The 24,397-nt window shown below is 31.0% G+C and carries 30 protein-coding genes and 1 tRNA gene; 16 read left to right on the forward strand and 15 right to left on the reverse strand.

Translation table 11 applies throughout. The features are described 5' to 3' along the window. The first annotated feature begins 9 nt into the window (after positions 1 to 9). Positions 10 to 1,815: a glycosyltransferase family 39 protein gene (locus JJ842_08195; GenBank protein ID MBO6971890.1), complete on the forward strand. Its 1,806-nt coding sequence runs from the start codon at positions 10 to 12 to the stop codon at positions 1,813 to 1,815. Here JJ842_08195 and JJ842_08200 read toward each other — a convergent pair. The 5 genes from JJ842_08200 to JJ842_08220 all read right to left on the reverse strand — a co-directional run bounded on the left by JJ842_08200 (position 1,812) and on the right by JJ842_08220 (position 4,453). After that, the gene (locus JJ842_08200) at positions 1,812 to 2,063 is read right to left on the reverse strand and encodes a CopG family transcriptional regulator (GenBank protein ID MBO6971891.1); all 252 of its coding nucleotides are present in this window, start codon (positions 2,061 to 2,063) and stop codon (positions 1,812 to 1,814) included. The two genes, JJ842_08195 and JJ842_08200, sit on opposite strands and share 4 nt — an antisense overlap. An 81-nt stretch (positions 2,064 to 2,144) precedes the next feature. Continuing rightward, entirely contained in the window at positions 2,145 to 2,930 is a 786-nt protein-coding gene (locus tag JJ842_08205) for an AEC family transporter (GenBank protein ID MBO6971892.1), read from the reverse strand. Positions 2,931 to 3,133: 203 nt separating this feature from the next. Beyond that, a complete protein-coding gene (locus tag JJ842_08210) occupies positions 3,134 to 3,358 on the reverse strand; it encodes a hypothetical protein (GenBank protein MBO6971893.1) in 225 nt (74 codons plus the stop codon). A gap of 82 nt (positions 3,359 to 3,440) precedes the next feature. Further along, positions 3,441 to 3,698, reverse strand: coding sequence for a SemiSWEET transporter (locus JJ842_08215; protein MBO6971894.1), 258 nt, complete (start codon positions 3,696 to 3,698; stop codon positions 3,441 to 3,443). 8 nt (positions 3,699 to 3,706) lie between these two features. Continuing rightward, positions 3,707 to 4,453: a hypothetical protein gene (locus JJ842_08220; GenBank protein MBO6971895.1), complete on the reverse strand. Its 747-nt coding sequence runs from the start codon at positions 4,451 to 4,453 to the stop codon at positions 3,707 to 3,709. A gap of 143 nt (positions 4,454 to 4,596) precedes the next feature. Here JJ842_08220 and fldA point away from each other — a divergent pair, with 143 nt between their 5' ends. The 3 genes from fldA (at position 4,597) to JJ842_08235 (ending at position 7,051) form a co-directional block, all read left to right on the forward strand. Next, positions 4,597 to 5,121, forward strand: coding sequence for a flavodoxin FldA (fldA, locus tag JJ842_08225; protein ID MBO6971896.1), 525 nt, complete (start codon positions 4,597 to 4,599; stop codon positions 5,119 to 5,121). A gap of 142 nt (positions 5,122 to 5,263) precedes the next feature. Beyond that, on the forward strand, positions 5,264 to 6,322 hold the full coding sequence (locus JJ842_08230; protein ID MBO6971897.1) for a chlorophyll a/b binding light-harvesting protein: 1,059 nt from the start codon (positions 5,264 to 5,266) through the stop codon (positions 6,320 to 6,322). Between the two features lie 75 nt (positions 6,323 to 6,397). Next, positions 6,398 to 7,051 (forward strand): DUF3386 domain-containing protein, encoded by a 654-nt coding sequence (locus tag JJ842_08235; GenBank protein MBO6971898.1) that lies wholly within the window; start codon positions 6,398 to 6,400, stop codon positions 7,049 to 7,051. Between the two features lie 3 nt (positions 7,052 to 7,054). Here the strand turns inward: JJ842_08235 and JJ842_08240 are convergent, their stop codons facing one another. Both JJ842_08240 and JJ842_08245 read right to left on the reverse strand, forming a co-directional pair. Continuing rightward, positions 7,055 to 7,300: a hypothetical protein gene (locus JJ842_08240; GenBank protein MBO6971899.1), complete on the reverse strand. Its 246-nt coding sequence runs from the start codon at positions 7,298 to 7,300 to the stop codon at positions 7,055 to 7,057. A 92-nt stretch (positions 7,301 to 7,392) separates the two neighbouring features. Further along, complete coding sequence (locus JJ842_08245) at positions 7,393 to 8,034, reverse strand: methyltransferase domain-containing protein (GenBank protein ID MBO6971900.1); 642 nt, start codon at positions 8,032 to 8,034, stop codon at positions 7,393 to 7,395. A 152-nt stretch (positions 8,035 to 8,186) separates the two neighbouring features. On the opposite strand from JJ842_08245, the gene JJ842_08250 reads away from it, so the two are divergent. From JJ842_08250 to JJ842_08270, 5 genes are all read left to right on the forward strand, one after another. Further along, the gene (locus tag JJ842_08250) at positions 8,187 to 8,357 is read left to right on the forward strand and encodes a hypothetical protein (GenBank protein ID MBO6971901.1); all 171 of its coding nucleotides are present in this window, start codon (positions 8,187 to 8,189) and stop codon (positions 8,355 to 8,357) included. Between the two features lie 2 nt (positions 8,358 to 8,359). Further along, positions 8,360 to 8,692: a hypothetical protein gene (locus JJ842_08255; GenBank protein MBO6971902.1), complete on the forward strand. Its 333-nt coding sequence runs from the start codon at positions 8,360 to 8,362 to the stop codon at positions 8,690 to 8,692. A 26-nt stretch (positions 8,693 to 8,718) separates the two neighbouring features. Continuing rightward, the gene (locus tag JJ842_08260) at positions 8,719 to 9,108 is read left to right on the forward strand and encodes a DUF1824 family protein (protein MBO6971903.1); all 390 of its coding nucleotides are present in this window, start codon (positions 8,719 to 8,721) and stop codon (positions 9,106 to 9,108) included. A gap of 116 nt (positions 9,109 to 9,224) precedes the next feature. Beyond that, a complete protein-coding gene (glyQ, locus tag JJ842_08265) occupies positions 9,225 to 10,091 on the forward strand; it encodes a glycine--tRNA ligase subunit alpha (protein MBO6971904.1) in 867 nt (288 codons plus the stop codon). 143 nt (positions 10,092 to 10,234) lie between these two features. Continuing rightward, positions 10,235 to 11,509, forward strand: coding sequence for an iron uptake porin (locus JJ842_08270; GenBank protein ID MBO6971905.1), 1,275 nt, complete (start codon positions 10,235 to 10,237; stop codon positions 11,507 to 11,509). A 144-nt stretch (positions 11,510 to 11,653) separates the two neighbouring features. Here the strand turns inward: JJ842_08270 and JJ842_08275 are convergent, their stop codons facing one another. Both JJ842_08275 and JJ842_08280 read right to left on the reverse strand, forming a co-directional pair. Continuing rightward, the gene (locus tag JJ842_08275) at positions 11,654 to 11,893 is read right to left on the reverse strand and encodes a hypothetical protein (protein MBO6971906.1); all 240 of its coding nucleotides are present in this window, start codon (positions 11,891 to 11,893) and stop codon (positions 11,654 to 11,656) included. Positions 11,894 to 11,965: 72 nt separating this feature from the next. Continuing rightward, positions 11,966 to 12,631 (reverse strand): Fe2+-dependent dioxygenase, encoded by a 666-nt coding sequence (locus JJ842_08280; protein ID MBO6971907.1) that lies wholly within the window; start codon positions 12,629 to 12,631, stop codon positions 11,966 to 11,968. Between the two features lie 102 nt (positions 12,632 to 12,733). On the opposite strand from JJ842_08280, the gene JJ842_08285 reads away from it, so the two are divergent. Beyond that, on the forward strand, positions 12,734 to 13,756 hold the full coding sequence (locus JJ842_08285) for an extracellular solute-binding protein (GenBank protein MBO6971908.1): 1,023 nt from the start codon (positions 12,734 to 12,736) through the stop codon (positions 13,754 to 13,756). Positions 13,757 to 13,818: 62 nt separating this feature from the next. Beyond that, a tRNA-Ser gene (locus tag JJ842_08290) sits at positions 13,819 to 13,903 on the forward strand. 787 nt (positions 13,904 to 14,690) lie between these two features. On the opposite strand, the gene JJ842_08295 is transcribed toward JJ842_08290, so the two are convergent. Then, positions 14,691 to 14,981: a tetratricopeptide repeat protein gene (locus JJ842_08295; protein ID MBO6971909.1), complete on the reverse strand. Its 291-nt coding sequence runs from the start codon at positions 14,979 to 14,981 to the stop codon at positions 14,691 to 14,693. A 38-nt stretch (positions 14,982 to 15,019) separates the two neighbouring features. Continuing rightward, positions 15,020 to 15,511 (reverse strand): carbon storage regulator CsrA, encoded by a 492-nt coding sequence (locus JJ842_08300; GenBank protein MBO6971910.1) that lies wholly within the window; start codon positions 15,509 to 15,511, stop codon positions 15,020 to 15,022. A gap of 123 nt (positions 15,512 to 15,634) precedes the next feature. On the opposite strand from JJ842_08300, the gene JJ842_08305 reads away from it, so the two are divergent. The 3 genes from JJ842_08305 to JJ842_08315 all read left to right on the forward strand — a co-directional run bounded on the left by JJ842_08305 (position 15,635) and on the right by JJ842_08315 (position 18,426). Beyond that, positions 15,635 to 15,799 carry a hypothetical protein gene (locus tag JJ842_08305; GenBank protein MBO6971911.1) on the forward strand — a complete coding sequence of 55 codons (165 nt, stop codon included), beginning with the start codon at positions 15,635 to 15,637 and terminating at the stop codon, positions 15,797 to 15,799. 451 nt (positions 15,800 to 16,250) lie between these two features. Further along, positions 16,251 to 17,087: a hypothetical protein gene (locus JJ842_08310; protein ID MBO6971912.1), complete on the forward strand. Its 837-nt coding sequence runs from the start codon at positions 16,251 to 16,253 to the stop codon at positions 17,085 to 17,087. Continuing rightward, a complete protein-coding gene (locus JJ842_08315; GenBank protein ID MBO6971913.1) occupies positions 17,080 to 18,426 on the forward strand; it encodes a hypothetical protein in 1,347 nt (448 codons plus the stop codon). Before JJ842_08310 ends, JJ842_08315 begins: the two co-directional genes overlap by 8 nt. A gap of 257 nt (positions 18,427 to 18,683) precedes the next feature. Here JJ842_08315 and JJ842_08320 read toward each other — a convergent pair whose 3' ends face one another. Both JJ842_08320 and JJ842_08325 read right to left on the reverse strand, forming a co-directional pair. After that, on the reverse strand, positions 18,684 to 18,935 hold the full coding sequence (locus JJ842_08320; GenBank protein MBO6971914.1) for a 2Fe-2S iron-sulfur cluster binding domain-containing protein: 252 nt from the start codon (positions 18,933 to 18,935) through the stop codon (positions 18,684 to 18,686). Continuing rightward, complete coding sequence (locus JJ842_08325) at positions 18,932 to 20,461, reverse strand: cobyric acid synthase (GenBank protein MBO6971915.1); 1,530 nt, start codon at positions 20,459 to 20,461, stop codon at positions 18,932 to 18,934. Before JJ842_08325 ends, JJ842_08320 begins: the two co-directional genes overlap by 4 nt. A gap of 66 nt (positions 20,462 to 20,527) precedes the next feature. Between JJ842_08325 and maf the strand changes: the two genes are divergently transcribed. Then, complete coding sequence (gene maf / locus JJ842_08330; GenBank protein MBO6971916.1) at positions 20,528 to 21,139, forward strand: septum formation protein Maf; 612 nt, start codon at positions 20,528 to 20,530, stop codon at positions 21,137 to 21,139. A gap of 58 nt (positions 21,140 to 21,197) precedes the next feature. On the opposite strand, the gene psbC is transcribed toward maf, so the two are convergent. After that, on the reverse strand, positions 21,198 to 22,580 hold the full coding sequence (psbC, locus tag JJ842_08335; GenBank protein MBO6971917.1) for a photosystem II reaction center protein CP43: 1,383 nt from the start codon (positions 22,578 to 22,580) through the stop codon (positions 21,198 to 21,200). Beyond that, entirely contained in the window at positions 22,564 to 23,640 is a 1,077-nt protein-coding gene (gene psbD / locus JJ842_08340; protein MBO6971918.1) for a photosystem II D2 protein (photosystem q(a) protein), read from the reverse strand. Before psbD ends, psbC begins: the two co-directional genes overlap by 17 nt. Before the next feature lie 180 nt (positions 23,641 to 23,820). On the opposite strand from psbD, the gene JJ842_08345 reads away from it, so the two are divergent. Beyond that, a complete protein-coding gene (locus JJ842_08345) occupies positions 23,821 to 24,378 on the forward strand; it encodes a photosystem I assembly protein Ycf4 (protein ID MBO6971919.1) in 558 nt (185 codons plus the stop codon). Positions 24,379 to 24,397 lie beyond the last annotated feature (19 nt).

The raw sequence follows: 24,397 nt of genomic DNA on the forward strand, positions 1-24,397 counted from the left end.
AAATATTAAATGATATTCCCCTTTACGAAAAAAAGGCTTTTAACTTTATTGATAGTTTTTTTTGCAGGGATTGTTATATTTATTTTCGGTTTAGGAACAACTGGACTGGTAGATGAAACTCCTCCTTTATTCGCATCTGCTGGGAGGGCAATGAGTGAATCTGGTGATTGGTTAACTCCTAAAGTTAATGGAATGTTCCGTTTTGATAAGCCGCCTCTAATATATTGGCTAATGGGTTTTTTTTACTCATTACCGAAAAACGAGATTTGGGATAGTTATGGGACAATCTCGGCAAGACTCCCTTCAGCTTTGGGATCTTTGTTTTTAATGTTGATGATTGGAGACACGTTGTTTTGTTGGCCACAGAAAGGTGATAAGCAATTTCTTACTCCAATAGTTGCTTCATTAGCTTTTGCGCTTTCTCCATTAATAATAATTTGGAGCAGAACTGCTGTTAGTGATGCTCTATTAACTGGAACCTTGGGAATTAGCCTACTTTTGTTTTGGAGAAGAATGGCGAGTGATAATAATGATCAATGTCTCTCAGCATGGCTATTTTTGGCTCTCGCAATTCTATCTAAAGGTCCTGTTGCATTTGTTTTGGCAACTTGTACCATTACATCTTTTTTATTTTTTCAGAAGAATTGGAAAAGTTTGCTTTTGAAGATAAACCCCAAGAAAGGTTTTTTGATAACAATTTTAATAAGCTTGCCTTGGTATATATTGGAACTCATAAAAGAAGGAAAGCCTTTTTGGGACAACTTTTTTGGTTATCATAATTTTCAAAGATACACGTCAGTCGTCAATAATCATGCAGAACCATTCTGGTTTTTTCTCTACATAATGATATTAGCTTCATTGCCATTTTCACCTTTCCTGTATCACGGTATATTTATAACTTTCAAAGATTTCTTGAAAGGTTTTAGAGGAAGTTACACGATTTCTGAAACACTTTACACATATTCTATTTGCTGGTTCACCTCAGTTTTAATTTTTTTTAGTATTTCTGCCACGAAATTACCAAGTTATTGGTTGCCAGCAATTCCAGCAGCAGCACTTTTAATCAGTAATAGCTTTATAAGCTTAAGAAATTCAAAAAAAACTTATTTATATTTTTGGATTTTTAATATTTTAATTTTGTTTGGTATCTCAGTAGCATTCTTTTTTTCAAATTTTTGGCTTAATTCTATAAATGATCCAGAGATGCCCAACCTAGCAACTGAACTGATAAGCTCAGGGATAATTTTTAAAGCTAAATTATATTTCTCTGTCCTTACAGTTTTTGCAATTATTTTATTTTCTATAAAATCAAAAAATATCCTTTTTTATATTCAAATTCTACTTTTAATTGGACAGTCTTTTTTGATGTCACCTATTAGAAAATTAGCAGATACTTCAAGACAATTACCTTTGAGGAATATATCGAAATTAATTTTAACTATTCGCGAGGGTAATGAAACCTTAGCGATGATTGGAATAAGAAAACCTTCTTTGCATTATTATTCGAGACAAATTGTTTTTTATGAACCAAATACTAAAGAGGGATTAATTAACCTTTCCGACAGACTAAACACAGATAGGAGAAAAAATTATGAAGACCATCCTGACTATGACTCCAATTCTTTATTAGTAGTGATAGATGAATATTCTTCAAATCAACAACATTGGTCAAATATTAATCATCAAAAATTGGGCGTATATGGAATTTATAATTTATGGCGAATTAAAAAAAGTGATTTAATTAAGTATTCGGATTTTTATGTCAAAAAAGGTTATAAATCCAATTGGAGAAATAGAAAAGTTGAGAATTTTTAACACATACCTTGTTTCTTAATTGCGTTTTTCAGATCATCAAGGCTGCACTTATTGGGAATTTCAATTTTATTCAAATCTTCGAGTAATTCAAGATCGATCACAGAGTCTTCTGCTAAAAAACTAAAGACTTCATTAATGCTTATTCCCATATCTTGAGCCATCTCTGAAATGAGTCTTAAAGTACCTCTTCTAACAGAGATCCTCAGATCTAAGGGGATATATTCATTTTCAGGGTTTGCTGACTTCATACTCTAAATCTTAAGACATTATTTAGTTATCCGGATATTATCTTTACAATATGGATTAATTATGCGTTTATTTTGAATTTTTCAATAAAATGCCTTTATCAAAATTGTCAAGAGTGGAATTGTCGCTATTGAAATTATTGTTGTAGTAAATAAAATTTTTGAAGCTATCCTTTGTTTCACTCCATAAGCCTCTGCCATTAAAATTGTTGATATAGCAGTTGGAGTTCCTGCCTGAAGAATAACTGCAGTTGATTGATAGAAATCAAAATTTAAAAATTTGCTTATTACAAAAATGATTAATGGTAGGATCAATAACTTTAATAAAATTGAGTACTTTATTTCCTCTCCAAAATCAAAAAATTCATCTTTTTGATTTGTTATTAATCCTAGCCTTGCTCCCACAATAGTAATTGCTAAAGCAATAACTATTCTTGCAGGTATCCAAAGATAATTGCCTAAAAACTCGTCTATTTGAAAGAGGTATGCCAAAAATACACCAATTATCCCTCTAGATGCAGGACCATTTATTAAGGCATTTAACAAACCTTTAATATCAAAGATATTCTTATTTTGTGATTTTTCTGGAAGATAAAAAGGTCCAAATATCCAGGCAAACAATGTTGTACCTAAGTCATAACCGATAGTAAAGTTTATAGTCGATGATGGAAGAAGAGCCATTGCAATTGGTATTCCAAGAAATGATGTATTACCTATAAGTCCTGCAAGTTGTAAGGTGTAATTAGGAAGTCTGTTTTTAAATATTGGGATTATATTAATTAGAATTATTAAAAATCCAATTACAAAAAAAGCTAGAGATGCACTTTTAATAAGGTTTATATCTATACCCTCTTTCAATAAAAGACCCATTACAGACAATGGGATGCCAAATCTTATAAGTGGTCTTGCAATTATTTCAGATATTTTTGGATTCTTTTTCCCAAGATAAAAACCAAAAATCAAGAAAGGGATAATATTTATAAAAAGAGAATAGATGGTATTTATTAAATATTTAATAATGCAATATTAACTTGCCGTAGCGCAGTCAAAAAAATTTTATCATGTTCGGCTAATTAAATTATCTTCCAGATCGCTTTTTCAGGAATTAAAGGAGATTTATATGTATCATCTGGTTCCTTAGTCGAAACTCTCCAGTTTGGAACTCTACAGGTTACGTAGGCAGGGCTTTCAATTATAACTCCTGGTTTCTCATCAAAAGTACAAGTAAAGCCTTCTTTCCAAAAACCACCACTGTTAAGGCTACCTTTAAACCAAACCCAGCATTTTGATGTTTTCAAGATCTTTAAAATTTAAATATATAATAATCAAAATAAATTAAAAACTTATTTATTAATACTTTTAAGACAATTTTAGATCACTTTAAATTTTTGAAAAATAAATTTTTGATATTAATATCAAGAGATTTAAGATTAAGGTAATTAAATTTGCTAACAAAATTGGTGTAGAAGAAATTTTATATCCGTAAATAATCCAAGATAAAACCCCAATAATGAACATTATCAAAGTCGTTAATGAAACATCATCTGCCTTCTTTGTTTTTAAAGTCTTTATCAATTGAGGAAGAAATGCAGCTGTTGTTAAAATCGCGGCGAAATATCCGAATAAGTCTACATTCATAAAGGTTTTTAAAAAATATTTTCTTTAATTAAGTCTAAATCAGATAAAAATCTTAAAGGGTCCCTCATATTTGATGAATATCCAAGTACATCATTTGAAAAAAATTTATACACAACTTTATCCTCATCTAATAAAAAAGAAGCACCTCTCTGAGGAAGATATTTTTCATGAAGAATGTAATCACCCCAGTTTTGGATTATTTCATTCATATTATTTAATCTAAAAGTTGCTAATTCAAAGGGTCTCAAATAACCATTCCCGAAAAACGCTTTAAAAGAATTACCTGAAAATTTTAAGAATTTTAAAATTTCAATATTGTCAAATTCTGAATAGATTTGTTTTGCTTTACGGTCTCCTGTATAACCTCTAAGAACTTCTTTGATTGTTCCAAAAGAATTTATCCCAGAAAGCATCAAAAGCATATTAATCCAACCACCTAAACCTATATCTATCCCTTTAGAAATATTTAGCTTATTGTGGATTTGGTTATGAGTGACAACTGCTAAATTCTCTTTATGAAAGCCAGTAAAGTTGCAGAATTTTTCCTTCCCATTTTCGTTACCAATTGCTAAAGCAAAAATATCTAAATGTTTGTCTTGATTATTATCGATAAATTTTTTCAAATTAATTGCATATTCAAAACTATCAAAATCACCTAATAATCCAAATAAAATAATTAATTTAAATTTTTTTCTCCCTTTAAAATTAAATTCATTAACAATTTTATTGATATCGTTTTGTAGTTTGTCAGCCACGATTTTTTTAATGTTTTTTATGAATTATCCTCAAAAAATTTTTCTTACCTTAATTTAGTATAAAATTTTACATGAAAAGGTTTTTAAAGAAATTGATTTAAGGTTTTTAGATTTTATTATTTTAAGGTAAACATTTTGAAGTTATGACTGTAGGAATTTATTACGCAACTACAACTGGAAAAACGGAAGATGTAGCTGATCGTCTTCACAACTTTATTTCTTCAGCAGAAGCACCTAAGGATGTATCCGATGTCGATGATCTTTCTGAGTTTGAGAGCCTTGATGGAATTATCTGTGGAATTCCAACTTGGAATACTGGAGCAGATGAAGAAAGATCAGGAACTGCATGGGATTCAATCTTGGAGGATATTGGAGAACTAAGTTTGTCGGGGAAAAAGGTTGCAATTTTTGGTTTGGGAGATTCTTCTACCTATACAGAAAATTATTGTGATGCCATGGAAGAACTTCATAGCTACTTCACTAAAGCAGGCGCCGAAATGGTTGGCTATGTAGATAAATCTTCTTATACATTTGATGAGTCTAAAAGTGTTATGGGAGAAAACTTTTGTGGATTACCACTCGATGAGGATAGCGAATCTGATTTGACCGATTCACGTCTTGAAACATGGGCTTCTCAGCTTAAGAATGAAATACCCTCACTTACGTAAGCCTTCTCGGATATTCGTTCCTGATTTGTAACATTTGTTCTTTCACAATATGTTTTTTTTACATAAGTAATTAAATCTGTAAAGAACATGTAAAAACAATACTGATAAGCAATATGCTCAATTTGCTGTTTACTTAAATCAAGTGTTACAAACTTACGGAAAATCTGATGTCACCTATGACTGGTACGCTGGGAATTCTGGTGTTGTTGGCCGTTCAGGTAAATTCATAGCTGCTCATGCTGCCCATGCAGGTTTAATGATGTTCTGGGCAGGAGCTTTTGGATTATTTGAATTGGCTCGTTACGACGCCAATATTCCAATAGGCTCACAAAAAGCAATTGTTTTGCCCCACCTTGCGGGTATTGGAATTGGTGGCGTTGAAAATGGTGTTATTACAGAGCCATATGGAATAGTTGTAATTTGCACATTACATCTTATTTTTTCAGCAGTATTGGGTGCTGGGGGATTATTACACTCAAATAAATTTGCAGGTGATCTTGGAGACTATCCAGAAAACAGTAAGCCACAAAAATTTGATTTTGAATGGGATGATCCAGATAAATTGACTTTTATTCTTGGCCATCATCTAATCTTTCTTGGACTTGGAGCAATTATGTTCGTTGAATGGGCTCGTATTCATGGCATTTACGACCCAGTAATAGGTTCTACAAGGCAAGTTATTTACAATTTAGATATCTCCGCTATCTGGAATCATCAATTTGATTTTTTAAAAATCGATAGTCTGGAAGATGTTATGGGAGGACATGCTTTTCTAGCTTTCCTTGAAATAATAGGAGGAGTTTTCCATATTTGTACTAAACAATTTGGAGAATATACAGAATTTAAAGGTAAAGGATTACTTGGCGCCGAGGCAATCTTGTCATATTCAGTGGTTGGTGTTTCTTATATGGCTTTTGTTGCTGCTTTTTGGTGTGCTTCAAATACAACCATATATCCAATTGATCTATATGGAGAGCCTTTAAAGCTTCAATTTGAATTTGCCCCTTATTTTACCGATACAGTTGATTTGGGTTCAGGATTATATAGCTCAAGAGCTTGGCTTGCTAATACTCATTTTTATTTGGGTTTCTTCTTTTTACAAGGTCATCTTTGGCACGCACTAAGAGCAATGGGATTTGACTTTAAGAAAATTGGTCAAGCTTTTGACAATATTGAAAATACAAAAATTACCCAAAACTAATTTAATCTGATAAAAAAAACTCTCCTCTAATGGAGAGTTTTTTTTTGTAGAATTTCTAAAGATATTCATAAATTTATGGATAATATAAAAGATATTAATTGTAAAGAGATTTTCAGAAAGGCTTATGAAAATAGGTATACCTGGAAGAATGAATTTAATGGTTACCAAGGTAAATGTATTTTTTTGATTAATGATAATATTCACAAAGGTAGCTTCTTATTAGGTAATGACTTTAAACCTAATATTCAAGAAATAGATGATGAGAAAATTGTTAAAAGTATTTCTTCTCAATTATTTGAAGTGTGTATTCATAGGGTAAAGAGAGAATTCGAATCTATTCATTCAGAAAATAATTTTAATTTACTTAAAAATTCTGAAAGTGGAATTGAAATGAGTATTTCAGGTAAGAATCATGGAGATAAATATAGAGTTAAAAATGAATGTATTAATATGGTCTATAGAAAAATTCATGGAACCATAATTGAAATCTTTGTTGAAGAATTCTTTGATACAGGAATAGGTACCCTTAGTAAAAAATACAGTAGTCAACAAATTGACCCTGATACACTTAAGGCCAAATCTCAAAAATTGGAATACCAGGATGAGTTTGTAAATATAGGTAAAAAGGATTATTGGATATTAAATTCGAGAACAATAAAATACTTAAATAAAAATCAAGAAGAAGAAATACAAAAATTTGTTTTTGAGGATCTTTCTTTGTTGAAATGAGCTTTATTCAACCAATCTAAATCCTTTATCAAGTAGTTTTTGATAAAGAAGTCTTGCTCTGAACGCTAGGATTTGTTCTTCTTTTTCATTACTAATCACATGAAAATAGTTATTATCTAATTTATTTTTGCTAAAACATACGTTTGCTTCTCCTAACCTTAAAGTCCAGTTTTCTTCTTTGGCTAAATGCTGATTAGGGCCAAGATCCCATGGGCATTTTTCAGGATATTTTTCTCTTTTGGAACCCATATGATTATTTTAACTATCCAATACTAGTAAAAATTAAAAAGCATGGCTATGAGTTCTAACTTTTAATGTCGTTCGTAAATGTAATTACTTTATTATTTATCCTTAGACGCAATTAAGCAATAAAAGGGATCTTTATTAAAAAAATTAAAAATATTAAGGTCTTGTTGATTGAACTTTTTAATAATTTTGGGTTCGTTAAAACCGTTTGTGATTAATACTTTCCTTACATATTTAACTCTCTCTTCCTCAGAAGATGAAGTCCAAATGTGGGGAGCCTTATGCCAAAAAGCTCTATTTGAAAAAGAAATTATAATCTTGCCGTTTTCACTTAAAATTCTACCAATTTCTTTTGTTAGATTCTCGGGATATTGTAAATATTGCCATGCAGCTACCATTAAACAATAATCAACACTTGAGCTATCTAAGGGAATTTCTTGATTTAAGTTGAAATTTTGTATCCAATAAGAGTCAAATACCTTGTTTCTTTCAAGTTCCTGTTTATTTAGTCCATGCCCAATAATCTTTTTGTATTTTTTCCCTTTAGGTAAATAACTATCCCAACTGGACATTAAATCAAGAACAGTGGAACAAGCAGCTATTTCAGTTTCGTAAACACCTGTTAGGTATTTTCTGAAGTTCGCATCTAGATGATAAACAAATTTTGGATCAGAATAAAATTCTTGATCATTTCTTTCATCAATTTTCTTCCTTTGATAATTATTTAAAACTTGCAAAACTAATGACTTTTAACTCTATATAAAATTTAGAAAATATAAAACCCTTTTGTGTTTAAGTGATATATCTTGGTTAAATTAATTAAAAATTTTAAAAAAAACTAGACATCCACTTAAAAAAAGTTAGATTTTAATTAATAATTTAATTAAAAATGATTAATTTTAGAAGTAGTAAAAAAAATAAGTCAAAAAATTCTCTCTTCAATCCTTATAAAAATGGAATAACTTCATATGACATGGCATATCTTTCATCAAAAAGAAGTTCAAAAAATAAAACTCTTTCTCCAAAGAATGATTCTCAAAAAGATTATTTGGCTGCATAGAAATGCCTTATATTGATATTTCGACTTCAATAAAAGTTGATGATAAGAAAAAACTACTTGAAGATATTTCAGTATTTTTTTCATCCTTAACAAATAAATCAAAGAAATTTGTAATGACAAAATTAGCTGATAATTGCGAAATGTATTTTGACAATCAAAGCCATTGCTGCTTTTTAGAAATCAGGTCAATAGGTTCTTTAAATCCTTCAGAAATGGCAAAGCCAATATCAAATTTTGTACATGAAAAAATGGGAATATCAATAGATAAGATATATATATCTTTCTACGATGTCCCTTCTTCAATGTGGGCTTGGAATGGAAAAACCTTTGGTTAAGAATTATTGTTTTAAATTTTGATTTAATGGAAATAAATAATTTAGTTGATTTAAACAGTTTTAGATCTGCTCCTGAATTAAGCAATATTCAAATAAAAAAATTATTAGAACAACTAAAAGCAAATATTTTGGATGCTGATTGGATTACAATCGGGATAATGGCACCTTCTAATATGGAAGCTGTTGAAGCATTAAAATCAATTTCTAAAAAATTTTCCTTTGTTACTATTAGTGGTTTAGAAAACCTTTTCGCTAATGGAAATGTCTTTTTAAAATATAATCAAAAAACTGGTCATGTTTTCGTTAGATCTGAAAATGGTCTTGGAGAAGGCATTTTATTAACTTGTCAGTATGACCATGAATCTAAGAATTCAAGTACTTTTGGGCCATTCCCCTTAGATTTTTTTACTAACTAATTTAAAATTTGTGTCTTAATAAATATTTTTGTGTGACTAGGATTTTTTCTTTCTTGAAACAAGCTTTGATATTATGATTATTGGAATTAATCCAAATCTTCCAACTTTTTAATTAGATGTTTTTTCAGGACATAATTCAAAACTTAAATAAATTTTGGTCTAATGAAGGATGTCTAATAATGCAGCCATATGACACTGAAAAAGGTGCTGGCACTATGAATCCTCACACATTCTTAAGGGCAATTGGACCAGAACCTTGGAGTGTTGCTTATTCGGAACCATGTCGAAGGCCAACAGATGGAAGGTTTGGCGATAATCCTAATAGAGCTCAACATTACTTTCAATATCAAGTAATAATCAAGCCTTCTCCAGATAAAATACAGGAAAAATTTTTAACATCTTTAGAATCTCTAGGAATAAATCCTAGAAACCATGACATAAGATTTGTTGAAGATAATTGGGAGTCTCCTACACTTGGAGCCTGGGGAGTAGGTTGGGAAGTATGGTTGGATGGCATGGAAGTAACTCAATTTACTTATTTTCAACAATGCGGGGGCTTGGATTGTAATCCAATCCCTATTGAAATTACTTATGGCTTGGAGAGGATTGCAATGTTTTTGCAAGATAAGGAGAGTATTTGGGATCTCAACTGGAACAAAAATTTGAAATATAGTGATATTTGGCTTCAATTTGAAAAAAGTCAATGTTCATATAACTTTAATGCATCTAATCCTGATAACCTCAGAAAACTTTTTGAAATTTATCAGTCTGAGGCAAGTTCTTTAATAGAGAATAAATTAACTTATCCTGCACTAGATTTCGTTCTGAAATGTAGTCATACTTTCAATTTGCTAGACGCGAGGGGTGTGATTTCAGTTACTGATCGTGCTCAATATATTGAAAAGATTCGAAAATTAGCAAGAAAAGTTGCATCAACTTGGATTGAAGAAAGAGAATGCCTCGACTACCCATTAATCAAATAATAATTTGGGTAATTATTATAAAAAAAAAGATTAGATTGTATAAAAGGATACGCTGCTATGAAACTTATAATTCTTTCTTTTTTTGTAACGCCAGATACAGTATAGGTACCCTTTTCGTAGGGTTACTTTTAGTGTGAGGTAAAATGAAACTCTTCCAACAAATGTTGGTGGCAGGAGCATCTCTGGGCTTTATAGCTCCGATAGCTGTTCAGGCTTCCGATATTGTCAACTTAGAAGAAATGGATAGCTATGCGCTTAGCCAAAAAAGATCTTCAAGACTTGACAGTAAATCATTCATTAACGAAGTTAGCGAGGATATCGCCAAACTTAAGGGCCGTGTTGATGGCCTTGAGGCCAGACAAAATCAATTTGAAGCTGGTGGCTTCTCAGATACAACAACCATGGACGGTAAAGCTGTTTTCACTTTAATGGGTACAGACCACAACCTCAGTGCAGCAACAAAAGACGACTCAGTAACAGCTGCATATATGCTTCAAATGAACCTAAACACCAGTTTTACGGGTGATGATAATCTTTACATTAGATTAAAGTCTGGAAACCATGCTGGTAATAGTGTTACTAAAACATACGGAACATACCTGAGTTCAGGTAATGGTAATGCAGATGTACTAAAGGTTGACAAAATCTGGTATGAATTCCCAGTAGGGGACAAAAATACATTCTGGATTGGACCAAAAATTGAGAACTATTATATGCATGGAACTACCCCTTCAATTTATAAGCCCGTAACAAAACAATTTACTCTTGGTGGTAATGGTGAAGCATATGGAGCAAGTACTAACTCTGGTGTTGGTTGGGCATATAAAGCTGATAATGGCTTTGCGGTAAGCTCTAATGTAGTATCTCAACAAAATGGAACTACTAATGGATTCATTACAAATGAATCAGCAACATCTTGGGCTAATCAAGTAGGTTATACAACTGATCAATGGTCAGTATCAGCTATTGTTAATTCGAAAACTAATGGTTGGAGTGATACTTACTATCACACAGCGAATCATGCTCCTACCGGTAATGACAGTTTTACTTCGATTGGCCTGAGATCATGGTGGAGACCTGCTGATACAGGTACTAAAACTCCTTCAATCTCACTAGGATTTGATTCAACAAGCTATGATGGAGCTCCAGCGGCATCGGACAGCTCAAGTGCCTGGTTTGCAGGGCTAACTTGGGAGGACATGTTCCAAGCTGACGATAGAATCGGAATAGCTTTTGGACAACCAACAACAAATGAGAATGAAAGCACTGTAGATCCATTCGCTTACGAATTATATTATTCATTTAAAACCAATGAATCTGTTACTATCACACCAGCAATCTTTGGTGGATCTGATAGAAATGGAACATCTCGTGATGATGTATTCGGTGCAGTACTTGAAACTACACTCAAATTCTAATTTGATTTAATCAAAATAATTAAACGCCCATAAGGGCGTTTTTTTTTCTTACTATTTTCTCTTACGAAATTATGAGATTTTGAATTATGAATAGTATAAAAAGAGTTTTTGAATTAATTCTAGTTATGAATAAAAATTAGAATATTACCAACAATTTTCTCCCTCTCCAATTGGTATACACATACTTGATGAAGCAGCTTCATCAGCGAGTTTTTGCGCTTGCTCGTCGAGAATAAAATCAGCTTCTAATGGCATATCTGTGTTCCATTCCTTTAATCCGCCTAAATCATTTTCTTCAGCCTTCAGAGAAAAGTCTTCAGTTGTTGATATCGCAATTGCACTTGTAGCTGCGAGAAATATTGCAATAGAATTTTTCTTTTTCATATATATTTTAGATTAATAATATCTTAGTGAAAAAAGAAAAAGTTTTCTATTCGATGTATAAAATGATTCAGATTAACTCCCTAATCTCCTTAAAAGATTCGCATATGATTTAAAAATAAGATCTACTTCTTCCGATCTTCCATGTTTAGCAAGTAATGATCTGGCTGCGGCGTCCAGATCAAATAAATATTCTCTTTCTTCAATGCTTTTGATATAGCTTTCAATCCAACCAATCAAAACCAATCTTTCACCCCAAAGAACTTCTTCTACAGAATGTAAATAAGTACTAGGATAAATTATTATTTCTCCTGCATTTAATTTGAATTTTTCCTCTGAGTTAAAATTCTCAATTGATAACTCACCACCCTGATAATCGTCTTTACAATTTAAAAAAATTGTAAAAGATAAGTCTGCTCTCCCAGAAGACATATAAGGATTATCAATATGACGTCCATATTTCATTCCAGTTGTTGATTTTGAGAAAATTGTTCCATGAACCTTTTTTGGTAAAGCAAAGCTTTTAATTAGCTCATTAATAAGAATCTTTTTTTTGATCAATTCTGAAAATTTTTTTGAAAAATCTGAATCCCTTTTGAGTTGTAAATTATTTTTTACTTTGGCCGCATACCTCCCAGCAGTTTGTCTGCCATCTTCCCAAAATAAGTTTTCTTTACCTAGATTTTTTCTAAGCATTTCTAATTCTTCAGAATTTAATAGTTGATGAGTTAAATAATTCATTTTTGATATAAAAAATGATACAAGTTGATGTATAGAAACTCTCTTTTAGAGGCCTTGTTGTGAAGATAGATATAAAGTAACCATAGATACTATTTTGAAAAAGTGCAAAATCTAAAGAAACTAATTTATTCCGCACTAACTTGTTCATATCTTTTCAATTTTTCTGTACCTGCCAATTCAGCAGAAAAAGAAGTCAGAGTTTTTTCAGGTAGACATTACAACACCGATAGAGCTATATACAAAAAATTTGCAGAAGAAACGGGAATCAAAGTTAGACTTATTGAGGCAGCAGGAATATCTTTAATTGAACGCTTGAAAAGAGAGGGAAAGAATTCTCAGGCTGATTTAATATTGTTGGTAGATGCAGCGAGAATTACAAATGCTGCTAAAGCTGGCTTGCTTCAAAGTGTTGAATCAAAGTCTTTGGAAAATGATATCCCATCTGGATTAAAGGACAGAAACAAAGAATGGTATGCATTAACTAGAAGAGTTAGAGTTATGGTTGTAAATCCAAAAGTTGTCGATATTAGCAAGATTAGAGACTATACAGACTTAGCTGATCCATCATTAAAAGGAAAAGTTTGCTTAAGAAATAGAAAAAGTCCATATAATCAATCTTTAGTCGCTAATCAAATAGTTAATAAAGGCGAATCAAAAACTAAATCTTGGTTAAAAGGAATGATTGATAATGTTTCTCAACCTTTCTTCCCTGGTGATATTTCAATAATTAGAGCCGTTTCTAAGAAAAAATGTGGAGTAGGAATTGTTAATCATTATTATGTCGCAAGAATGTTAGCTGGTGTTAATGGAAGAAGAGATTCTTTATATGCAAAGCGAACATCCGTAGTCACTCCAAATCCTGCCCATGTAAATATTAGTGGTGGTGGTGTAGCTAAATACGCAAAAAATAAAGATGAAGCTATCAAGCTTCTTGAGTTTTTAGCGTCCCCGAGAGGAAGTAAAGGGCTCGCTGCTCCAACTTTTGAACATCCATTAAAAGAAGTTAATCAAAACAATATTGTCAAAAATTTTGGAGAATTTTTTCCTGATACGGTTACTGTAGAAGAACTTGGAGAATATAACTCTATGGCAATAAGATTAATGAAAGATGCAGGATGGAATTAAAAATTAAGATAATAAGTTAGATAATAACTTATCTTCTTATTAGATTCATAATTATAAGAGGAGGAGAGGTGGCTGAGTGGTCGAAAGCGAACGACTCGAAATCGTTTAATAGGAAACTATTCGTGGGTTCGAATCCCACCCTCTCCGGATTTGTTTTAGTGTCTGACTCTGTCAGAGGCATTCTGTTAGAGTCAAAATTTTTGTAAATTACTGCTGTAGCAATAATTATTTTATTTTCTTCTTAAAAACAGTTTCTGATAATGTCAGGTTGATTCAGAGAAGATCAAACCTTTAATATTTAAAAAGTGTTGGTGGAAATGTTGGGGGAAATGTTGGGGGAATGGGTTTGATTCTGCAGAAATAATTTTAAATTACTTCGAATCATAAATCCGCATAAAAACCCCGACTGGTATAAGAGTTGTACCAATTAATAATACTTCGACATTACTAAAAAAATTTAAAAAAAATAGCATAAAAATAATGCTGCCAAAAACGATATTAAATTTAGATATATAGCCTCAATCTTCTCCACCTAAGAGACTAAAATTAGATATAAAAAATAAAAAAGGATTGAATTTGCGATAAATTTTGAGGAGTCAAAAGAATTAAACCACATTAAGAAACTAGTACTTCCAAACCCGTCTCCGGGTTGCCAAGGTTGCAAATTAACTGCGTAAAGAAATATCAAAACAAATAAATAAATTAGTAAAATGGCAAAATACCACTTTGAAACTTTATAAAAATATGTTTTGAAAGATTCTATTTTTTTTATCTGAAGTTTTAGTTTCCTTTGAATTAAGATTTATTATCTGATCTATTTTAATTAAATCACTATTTGCCCCTTTGTCGTCATTTATTTGTTTTCTACTTTTATATCTGAATTTATAGGCATCCACAAAATTTTCATCAATTTTAATAGATATTGAAAAATGCTCTATTGCTTTATAAATTTGTTCATCTCAAAAAATATAATTCCCATATCAAAATTTGCCATAGGACAGTTTGGGTCCAATTCATATTCTTTTTTGTAGTCTTCTATCGCATTTGCAAAATTACCTAATTTTTTATTTGCATAATCTCTTTTTGAAAAAGCATCAGGATTTTTTGGATTTAATTTAATTGATTTATTAAGGTCTTTAATTGCTAAATCAAATTTTCCATTATTAAGTTTTGAAATTCCTAAAGTTAAAAATTCTTCACTTGAGAGTAATTTATTTTCTTTCATAACTCCTTATTTAGAAAAACTAATAAAAAATTTATGATTTAATCAAAAATATTATTGAATTCTTTTTGAAGGGATTTGTAACCTTTATTTAAATCGTTAATTAGGTTGTTTACATTATCTTCAATATCTTCTTTTAAATCTGAATAAGTTTCTTTGACCACTTGTTGAATTGCTCCATAAAATATTGATTCAAATGTACCAGGTTGAAACTTTTCAATCCAATATCCACCAAGACAATATATTTTTGTAGGAATTAACTTAACAAAAGAATCCTCAGATTCTGATTTGAATGTTTCAATTATTTTTGTAGTTAAATCGCCTCTTGAATTTTCAACACCAAAAGATGCAACTCCTTTGGCAATCATTTTAGTTGTACCATCTATTTTGTTTGTACTATCAAATGTATTTTTTGCCACTATTTTCTCTAGTGAGAAACAATAATCAGTAAGGTTAGTATTTTCTTTTTCAGTTGGATAAATTAATCCAAATAAACTAATTACAAATACTGAAGGTATAAGTAATTTTTTCATCTGTAATTTTTATAAAGATTATCATAATAAATATTTTATTTCTTTGGTGTTTAAGATTAATATTATTCTCAATTTTTAATGAAGGAGCATAAAAACAAGGACGGGAGTCTAATTCTTTGGATTTTGAAAAGTTTGACTTTACCTGTTGCAATTTTAATTATCCCTTCAATATTATTTATGGTCTTTATTGCAAGTAATTTTATTTGGTGTGATTGGAATTATGAAAAAGGATTTATATCAAAGAGTGAATCATTAGATTGTATGTGGGTAGATCTCGAAGAAGATTAGGGAGGTCTGCGTCCATTTCATACAGAAACCGCAATCCAACCTCCAATTAATGCTTAATTTAATCTAAATATTAAAAATGAAATATAAATTTCGTTTTTCTCTAATTTTTATTTACTCAACATTCTGAAGTGTTGGGGGAAATGTTGGGGGAATTAGACCTAATTTGTAAAATATGGGTGTCAGTTGGTGTCTGATAATATCTGATGAAACCACATCAACTAACACCCTCTCCGTAGTAACTTACAAGAATCCTTTATTATAAAATTTTATTTATCTTATCTCCATAAAAAGGATTATATTTTGTACATCTTCGATATTTCAATTTAAAGACCGTTGGCATGAATCTTAGATTTACATATATACAATTAAAAAAAAATTTGGTTGGGAGAAATTTATAATTATTTTTAATCTAAGAGTTAATATAAAATTAATTTAAATTGAAAATATTTTTATGGTAAAAAAAAATCTTTTTGTTACTTTAGGTAAATATGGAAAAGTCAGCAAAAATCTAGGAAAAGAATTTGTTAAAAATGATCTTGAATACGAATCAATTTCATGGAAAGATATAAATAATAAGGGACTTTTATCAAAATTAATAAATTTAAGATCAACAATAAAAAATAAATACAATGATATTTTATTTATAGATTGTTTAATTGGAAGTAACAATTATATTGAAGAATCAAATCTTCATCTAAATAATTTAAAAGAGACAAAGAAAATATTTCCCAACTCTATATATATTTTTCTCTCAACCTTTGAACCAGATTCAAATTATTTTACATCATACAGAGATACTAAAAGGAAATTAGAAAATCTTATTTTTAAAAATAACGGTTCTGTGATTAGAATTGGATGGGCTATGAATAGAGATGATGAATTATTATTGTCTAAAAGGAAAAGAAATTTTCCAAAGTTTGCAATTAAGGATTTTTCAAATAACCATATCTTAATTCCAGGAACAAGGATTAATGATCTATTAATGTTTTTAAATAAGAAATTAGAAAATGGAAAACTTTACAGATGTTACTCTTATTTTTTATTCATGATTTTTGAATTATCGTTAGTGCCAAGATTATATTTTGAAAAAAAGTGCAAAACAAATTTTTCACTTCCTCTACCTGTTGGTATAATAATTTTTTCTTTAAGAACAATAATAAATATCCTAAAAAAAATTCACATTAATACGAGATTAATTGACATAATAGAAAAGCCTTATTCATTATTGATACAACAGACCATAATTAAAAATTATAAGAAATCACAAGTAACGTTAAATTATGAATGAAGAACTATTTGACATCTCTATTTTAGGAGGAGGAATATCATGTCTTGCATCATTGAAATATTTAATAAGTCTTAAATCTAATCTGAAAATATGTATTATTTGTAGTAATAAAGATTTTAATAATAAAAAAGTATCTAAGAAATATTATCAAAGCTTTTCACTTAGTCATTTAAAAGTATCTAATAATATCAGAAAAAATCAAATAGATAAGTCAATACTAACTTCTTCAATAGATTACAAACTTTCAATATTATCAACACATAATTTAGGGGGATTAGCTAGTTTTTGGGGTGGAGGGTTTTTCCCAAGTTTTGATAAAAAATCTTCTACTGAAAGAAAGAAATATGAATTTATAAAAAAAATATTTTCAATATATGAGATGAATAACTCTTTGGAGAGTTTTAATTTTTCTTCTTTTGTTACTAAATTTGAAAAACTTAGATGCCAATTTTTAATTAACTCCAATTCTAAAAAATATTCTTCACCCTCTATCTTAGACCCAAGAATTGAAATAGAAAAAATTTGCATTCAAAACAATATCCCAATTTTTAAGGATTATTTCATTGAAAAATTGGAATATGATAAAGATAAAAATAATATCAGGATTATTTCAAAAAATAAACCAATTTTTACTAGAAATATTTTGTTAGGTTTCGGAGTTTTTAATACTCCAAAGATTTTAATAAAATCAAAAATTTTAAAACAAAAACAATTTTATTTTTATGATCATTACCTATATCGCATACCTTTAATTGATTTGAAAAATATTTTTTTTAGTCAAAAAAACAAGCTTATTAAAAAAAATATTTCTTCCTTGGAATCAGCATTTTTAAAAAAAAATGATTACAAAGAAATATTTTTAGGGATTTATAAAATTAATAATAAAATTGTTAAAAACTTTCCAAAATTCAATCCCGTTATACAGTATTTAATTAAGAAAAATATTCTAATATTTAGCCAAATATTTTTTTCTGATGAAAAAGAAAAATTCAGAGTTAAAGGTGTATACGAAAATGATAATTACTTCTTTGAAAAAATAAACTATAAAGGCTTAGATATTTGGAGTAAGGTAAATATATTTTTTTTCTATTTATTAAAAGGCTATATTCCTATGCCATTTAAAAGTTTACAAAAATTCGGTTCCTCTTATCATGTCCATGGTTCTTTAAAAGACTTAAGATTAATAAATCTTTCAGGTAGCAATAAAATTAAGTGTCAAATTCAGATAATAGATAGTTCAAGCTTAAAAGTTATTGAGTCTCCACCAAGCTCATATTTTTTAATTCATAACGCTATAGAAAGGACAAAAATTCTCGTAAAAAATATACAAATATCGTAAATCTAAAGACTGATTTGGTTTGAGTTAAGAATTTAGTTTTTTTAAATAAGCATTAAACTTCATGAACAAAGAAGTTTTTGATTTATTAGGGCCTTAAACTTATTTTTCTAATATTTCTCTGAATAAATAGGGTATCAATCCCCTAAGAAGAGATTCATTTAAAGATCTTCGCCGTTTATTAATACAAACAGAATAACTACTATAGGAAGAGTCAATAAGAGGAAACGCTCAATTATTATTAAGTGATCTCAGAATATTTATTTTTCCCAAAAAGGGTCCGTAGTTAGGGAAACTTTTAATGGACATTTTCTATCACTTTTAATATTACTTATACAAGCCCTTATTGTTTCACCATTTACATCTATTTCACACGCACCACAACTTCCTGTGAAACACCCAGCTGGTATTTCTAAACCTGCTTTTTCAGCAGAAGAGAACCAATCATCTCCTTCTGAAACTAATGTCTCTATATTGTTTGGCCATATTACTTTTATATTTGTTTCTTTCAACTTAAAAATGATTTGAGATTTAGATGTTTGTGGAATTCATTAGCAAGATTATCAATAATGAATTGTCTCTTCTCTTTATAAGATATTGATTTTTTACTTAATATTGGTAAATTTTTACTCTTCCTTATTAAATTAATATATTGCTCTCTCCAACTGTCATTTTCAAAGATCCCATGAATATATGTTCCTGCAATAGTTCCGCCTTTATTATTTTCTTTGTACCAACCAAGATTTAAATCTTTAAATATAGGATTAATCTTTAATGAACTTTGGATTTCATCTAATACAGTTTGACCATTATGAATTTCAAATCCATTAATATCTGAGTGGCATGGCCATAAAGATTCAGAGTTGATTTGACGTGTTAATTTTTTTTTAAAGAAAGTCGTTTTTAATGGTAGTAATCCAATACCTTTAATTTTTTGTTCAGAGTAATTTTTGGAACCCTCTTTAAGATAAGGGTCTTCAAGTGTAGTCCCTAACATTTGTAAACCTCCACATATTCCAATAATATTTCCTTTGTTATTTGAATAGTCCCTTATATCCTGAGATAAGCCAGAATTTTCAAGAAATATTTGATCTTTAATCGTTTGTTTACTGCCGGGCAGAATAATGAAGTCATACTTATTTAGGTTCTGTGATTTTCTAATCCATTCAATTAATATTGTTTCTTCATTATCGAGTGGATCAAAATCTGAAAAGTTACTAATAGATGGTAATTTTATAATCCCAACTTTGATGTCAGGATTTTTAAAAAGTGATTTTTTTTCTATTAAATCTAAAGAATCCTCTGGTGGAAATGAATCATTTAACCATGGAATAATTCCAATAACAGGGATTTGAGTTTTATTCTCTATCCATTTTTTCCCGTCTTCAAATAATGAAAGATCTCCTCTGAATCTATTTATAATAATTCCCTTAATAAGTTTTTTTTCTTCTGGTTTCATTAATTCAAGGGTCCCTATTATTTGTGCAAATACTCCTCCCCTTTCAATATCAGTAACCAAAATGCAATTTGCATTTAAGTACTTAGCAACTCTTAAATTAGTCAGATCTCTATGAATCAAATTCATCTCTACAGGACTTCCAGCCCCTTCAATAATTAATCGACAATTTGGATTCCGCTTATAAATAGACTTTAAACTTTTTTTTATTACTTCCCAGCCAGGAATAAACCAATCTTGGTAGTAATCTTTTGCAGTTGTTGTTCCTACACTTTTACCTAGGTGAATAACCTCACTTATTGAATTTCCTTGTGGTTTTAATAAAATTGGATTCATCTCTGTAGAGGGATTAATACCACAAGCAAAGGCTTGAAGAGCTTGTGAATATGCCATCTCTCCACCTTCCCAATCAACCCAAGCGTTGTTACTCATATTTTGCCCTTTAAAAGGGATTGGTTCTTCTCCTAGATTTTTAAGAATCCTGCAAATAGCAGTAACTGTTAAAGATTTGCCTGCTCCACTGGAAGTGCCTAGGACCATTATTGGTTTCTTTATTTCATATAATTTTGCTTCTAATTCCATTGGTAATTTATATTAATTTTGAAATTTATTAATTAGTAAATTGAATTATAATTTGGAAAAAAATTTGTGTTAATTCTAGCCTCTGCTTCTCAATCTAGAAAGAAATTACTAGAAAATTGTCAAATTGAATTTATCCAAAAATCAAGTGACTTTGATGAAACTACTATTCAAGAAAAGAATATATTAAATTTAGCTTTGGAATTATCTTTTCAAAAGGCTAATAATTTATCTGAAAATATTCAAAACATATCATTGCCCGAAGAATTTAATTATGGTCCAGTGGAAATACTTGGGTGCGATTCAATTTTTGAATTTAAAGGAGAAGCTTATGGAAAACCATCTAATAAAGAGGAGGCATTTATTAGATGGAAAAAAATGTCTGGAGAATTTGGATTTTTACATACTGGTCATACTCTAATGATTGGGAATTTTGATTCAACTTCCAAAATTTTTAAAATCGCTGAAATAATAAAAAAAACAGTAAGTTCAAAAGTTTATTTTTCTAAGTTGGAAGATTGGGAAATTAAGAGTTATGTAGATACAAATGAACCTTTATATTGCGCCGGAGGATTTGCCTTGGAAGGTGTAGGCGGTAAATATATAGAAAAAATAGAGGGTTGTTTCAGTAATGTAATGGGTTTAAGCCTGCCATGGCTTAGAGAAAATTTATATAGATAATAAAATCGAACAAAAAAAAACCCTATCAAAAGATAGGGCTTTTTAGTTGAGATAGAAATTAATCTAGATCAGGCATTTCTAGAGCTGGTTCACTCTTTCTGTCGATTCCTTTTTCGAAACCAGCAGCGGCTGCTCTAGCACGTCCAGCATGCCAAAGGTGACCGATGAATGTAAACCATCCTAGGAAGAATTGAGCTGCAGCTAACCACTGTCTTAAGTTAACGAAGTTAACAGCATTAGGCTCTGTTATTATTCCACCAACGGAGTTGATAGAAGCGTTAGGAGCATGAGTCATATATTCAGCAGCTCTTCTTACTTGCCAAGGCTGAATATCATTTTGGATTTTCTCAAGGCTCAATCCGTTAGGTCCTCTTAAAGGCTCTAACCATGGACCTCTGAAATCCCAAAATCTCATTGTTTCACCACCAAATATAATTTCACCTGTAGGAGATCTCATGAGATACTTACCTAGTCCTGTTGGTCCCATTGTTGAACCTACATTAGCTCCAATTCTTTGGTCTCTCACAAGGAAAGTAAAGCTTTGGGCCTGTGAAGCTTCAGCGTTTGTTGGACCATAAAACTCAGAAGGGTAAGCAGTGTTGTTAAACCAGATGAATGTTGAAGCAATAAAACTTGCAACACATATACCACCAAGAGCATAACTTAATAGTCCTTCACCATTCCAGATGAATGCTCTTCTTGCCCATCCAAAGGGTTTAGTAAAGATATGGAATATTCCTCCAATAATTGCAGTAATACCCACATAAACATGTCCACCAACAATATCTTCAATGGAGTTAACGCCGATTATAGAACCAGCTCCTCCCCATGGAGATCTGAATAGATAGCCAAGAATAACTCTTGGATCTAACGTTGGATTTACAAGTCTAACTTCACCACCACCAGGTGCCCATGTGTCATACGCACCGCCAATAAAACACCAGTTTACTGACCATGCTAGAGCACCTACACCTAAAACAATCAAATGATATCCAAGAATGTTTGTCATTTGATTTTTATCTCTCCAATCTGTGGAGAAAAATGGAAAATCTTCTTCAAGTTTTTCTGGACCTGCTAATGAATGGTAAATACCACCAAAACCAAGAACAGCCGAAGCTATCAAATGAACCACACCTGCTTGGAAGAAAGGCATGATATCAGTAACTTCACCACCTGGGCCTATTCCATAGCCAAACATTGCAACGTGTGGCATACAGATTAAACCTTGCTCCCACATTGGTTTATCAAAAGTAAAATGATTTACCTCAAAGAGCATCATTGCTCCCGCCCAAAAGACTATTAGTCCAGAGTGAGCAATGTGAGCTCCTAATAAACGTCCAGATAAATTGATTAATCTAGCGTTGCCTACATACCAGGCATAACCAGTTTCCTCAATACTTTGGTTTGGAGCTCTTAATAGATTATTAAAGGGCGTTTCCACGTGGAAGAACCTCCTCAGGGAATACAAAGTTTTCGTGTGGTTGATCCACAGAAGACATCCATGCTCGCATACCTTCGTTCAAAAGTATATTTTTTGTATAGAAAGTTTCAAATTCTGGATCTTCTGCTGCACGGATTTCTTGGCTTACGAAATCATAAGCTCTTAAGTTTAGTGCTAAGCCTACAATACCAATTGAAGATGTCCACATACCCATAACAGGTACAAACAACATCAAGAAATGTAAGAAACGCTTGTTTGAGAAAGCAATACCGAAGATTTGACTCCAGAATCTATTCGCTGTAATCATTGAATAAGTTTCTTCTTCCTGAGTTGGGTCAAAAGCTCTAAATGTGGAACTTTGGACTTTACCATCTGTATAAATACTTGTATCTTCATACAAAGTATTTTGTACTGTAGCTCCATGGATAGCGCAAAGTAGAGCACCTCCAAGAATTCCAGCAACACCCATCATGTGGAATGGATTTAAAGTGATATTGTGAAAACCTTGAATGAACAGGATGTAACGGAAGATTGCTGCAACACCGAATGAAGGTGCAAAGAACCAACTATGCTGTCCTAAAGGATAAATAAGGAAAATACTTGTGAATACTGCGATTACTGCTGAGAAAGCTAATGCGTTGTAAGGTCTAATTCCAACAAGGCCAGCAATTTCAAACTGACGAAGCATAAAACCTATAAGGCCGAATACTCCATGTAATGCAACGAAGTTCCAAAGACCACCAAGTTGTAGCCATCTTACGAAACTACCTTGGGCTTCAGGACCCCATAAAAATAGAAGACTGTGTCCCATGGCATCACCAGGGGTACTTACAGCTGCTGTTAGGAAGTTACAACCTTCAAGGTATGAGCTTGCAACTCCGTGTGTGTACCAAGAGGTAACAAATGTTGTTCCGACAAACCAACCGCCTATTGCAAGATATGCACAAGGAAGTAGAAGTAGTCCGGACCAACCAATAAATACAAAGCGGTCACGCTTCAACCAATCATCAAGGACATCGAACCATCCTCTCTGTGGGGCGCTACCAACTGCGATCGTCATGAGAAATCGTTTTTAGCTTCGGGATACGCAGTGACTGTAACAAAGATTGAGAGTAATGTGGGGAAATATTTGTATATCTGAAATGCCTTGTAAAGCTTTCCTGACTTTTTTATTAAAAAATAGGTAAGAATACTCCCTTAATTTGTTAAATTATCAGAACTAGCCTAAAAAAAATAGAAAATGCAATCTGACATCACGTCTTTCGATACAATCGAACAAAAAATAGATGGTTCAAGAAAAATATCTAATTACATTATTGGTGGAATGCTTACGATTGGAGGGGTTGGGTTTCTTTTGGCATCTATTTCTAGCTACACGGGTAGGGATCTATTACCGCTAGGTAATCCATCAACATTATTATTTATACCTCAAGGGATAATTATGGGTGCATATGGAGTAATAGCTAATTTATTAAATTTTTATTTATGGTATCTGGTTTATATTAACTTTGGTTCAGGAACTAATTCTTTTGATAAATCATCAAAATCCGTGGCAATCAAAAGAAAAGGGTTATTTAAGGACATTGAAGTCAAGTTGAATTTCGATGAAATTAAATCAGTTAAATTGGATATAAGTGAAGGCTTTAATCCTAGAAGAAGAATCGCCTTAGTACTCAAAGGTAGAAAAAAACCATTACCTCTAAGTGGTGCAGGCCAACTTAAACCACTTCTTCAAGTAGAAGAAGAAGGTGCCAAGCTAGCTAAATTTTTGAATGTTAGTTTGGAGGGTTTAAAATAAAAAAACGGTATATATTAAA

Source organism: Prochlorococcus marinus CUG1433, from assembly GCA_017644425.1.
Taxonomy (GTDB): Bacteria; Cyanobacteriota; Cyanobacteriia; order PCC-6307; family Cyanobiaceae; genus Prochlorococcus_A; species Prochlorococcus_A marinus_U.

What these genes read in the sequence shown, in the direction of transcription:
- JJ842_08200 (MBO6971891.1), bottom strand. Translation starts at nt 2,063, where the DNA reads ATGAAGTCAGCAAACCCTGAAAATGAATATATCCCCTTAGATCTGAGG.
- JJ842_08295 (MBO6971909.1), bottom strand. Translation starts at nt 14,981, where the DNA reads ATGAAAGAAAATAAATTACTCTCAAGTGAAGAATTTTTAACTTTAGGA.
- JJ842_08315 (MBO6971913.1), top strand. Translation starts at nt 17,080, where the DNA reads ATGAATGAAGAACTATTTGACATCTCTATTTTAGGAGGAGGAATATCA.
- JJ842_08300 (MBO6971910.1), bottom strand. Translation starts at nt 15,511, where the DNA reads ATGAAAAAATTACTTATACCTTCAGTATTTGTAATTAGTTTATTTGGA.
- JJ842_08325 (MBO6971915.1), bottom strand. Translation starts at nt 20,461, where the DNA reads ATGGAATTAGAAGCAAAATTATATGAAATAAAGAAACCAATAATGGTC.
- JJ842_08275 (MBO6971906.1), bottom strand. Translation starts at nt 11,893, where the DNA reads ATGAAAAAGAAAAATTCTATTGCAATATTTCTCGCAGCTACAAGTGCA.
- JJ842_08345 (MBO6971919.1), top strand. Translation starts at nt 23,821, where the DNA reads ATGCAATCTGACATCACGTCTTTCGATACAATCGAACAAAAAATAGAT.
- fldA (MBO6971896.1), top strand. Translation starts at nt 4,597, where the DNA reads ATGACTGTAGGAATTTATTACGCAACTACAACTGGAAAAACGGAAGAT.
- JJ842_08215 (MBO6971894.1), bottom strand. Translation starts at nt 3,698, where the DNA reads ATGAATGTAGACTTATTCGGATATTTCGCCGCGATTTTAACAACAGCT.
- JJ842_08310 (MBO6971912.1), top strand. Translation starts at nt 16,251, where the DNA reads ATGGTAAAAAAAAATCTTTTTGTTACTTTAGGTAAATATGGAAAAGTC.
- JJ842_08270 (MBO6971905.1), top strand. Translation starts at nt 10,235, where the DNA reads ATGAAACTCTTCCAACAAATGTTGGTGGCAGGAGCATCTCTGGGCTTT.
- JJ842_08255 (MBO6971902.1), top strand. Translation starts at nt 8,360, where the DNA reads ATGCCTTATATTGATATTTCGACTTCAATAAAAGTTGATGATAAGAAA.
- JJ842_08205 (MBO6971892.1), bottom strand. Translation starts at nt 2,930, where the DNA reads ATGGGTCTTTTATTGAAAGAGGGTATAGATATAAACCTTATTAAAAGT.
- JJ842_08235 (MBO6971898.1), top strand. Translation starts at nt 6,398, where the DNA reads ATGGATAATATAAAAGATATTAATTGTAAAGAGATTTTCAGAAAGGCT.
- JJ842_08250 (MBO6971901.1), top strand. Translation starts at nt 8,187, where the DNA reads ATGATTAATTTTAGAAGTAGTAAAAAAAATAAGTCAAAAAATTCTCTC.
- glyQ (MBO6971904.1), top strand. Translation starts at nt 9,225, where the DNA reads ATGTTTTTTCAGGACATAATTCAAAACTTAAATAAATTTTGGTCTAAT.
- JJ842_08240 (MBO6971899.1), bottom strand. Translation starts at nt 7,300, where the DNA reads ATGGGTTCCAAAAGAGAAAAATATCCTGAAAAATGCCCATGGGATCTT.
- JJ842_08260 (MBO6971903.1), top strand. Translation starts at nt 8,719, where the DNA reads ATGGAAATAAATAATTTAGTTGATTTAAACAGTTTTAGATCTGCTCCT.
- JJ842_08195 (MBO6971890.1), top strand. Translation starts at nt 10, where the DNA reads ATGATATTCCCCTTTACGAAAAAAAGGCTTTTAACTTTATTGATAGTT.
- JJ842_08280 (MBO6971907.1), bottom strand. Translation starts at nt 12,631, where the DNA reads ATGAATTATTTAACTCATCAACTATTAAATTCTGAAGAATTAGAAATG.
- psbD (MBO6971918.1), bottom strand. Translation starts at nt 23,640, where the DNA reads ATGACGATCGCAGTTGGTAGCGCCCCACAGAGAGGATGGTTCGATGTC.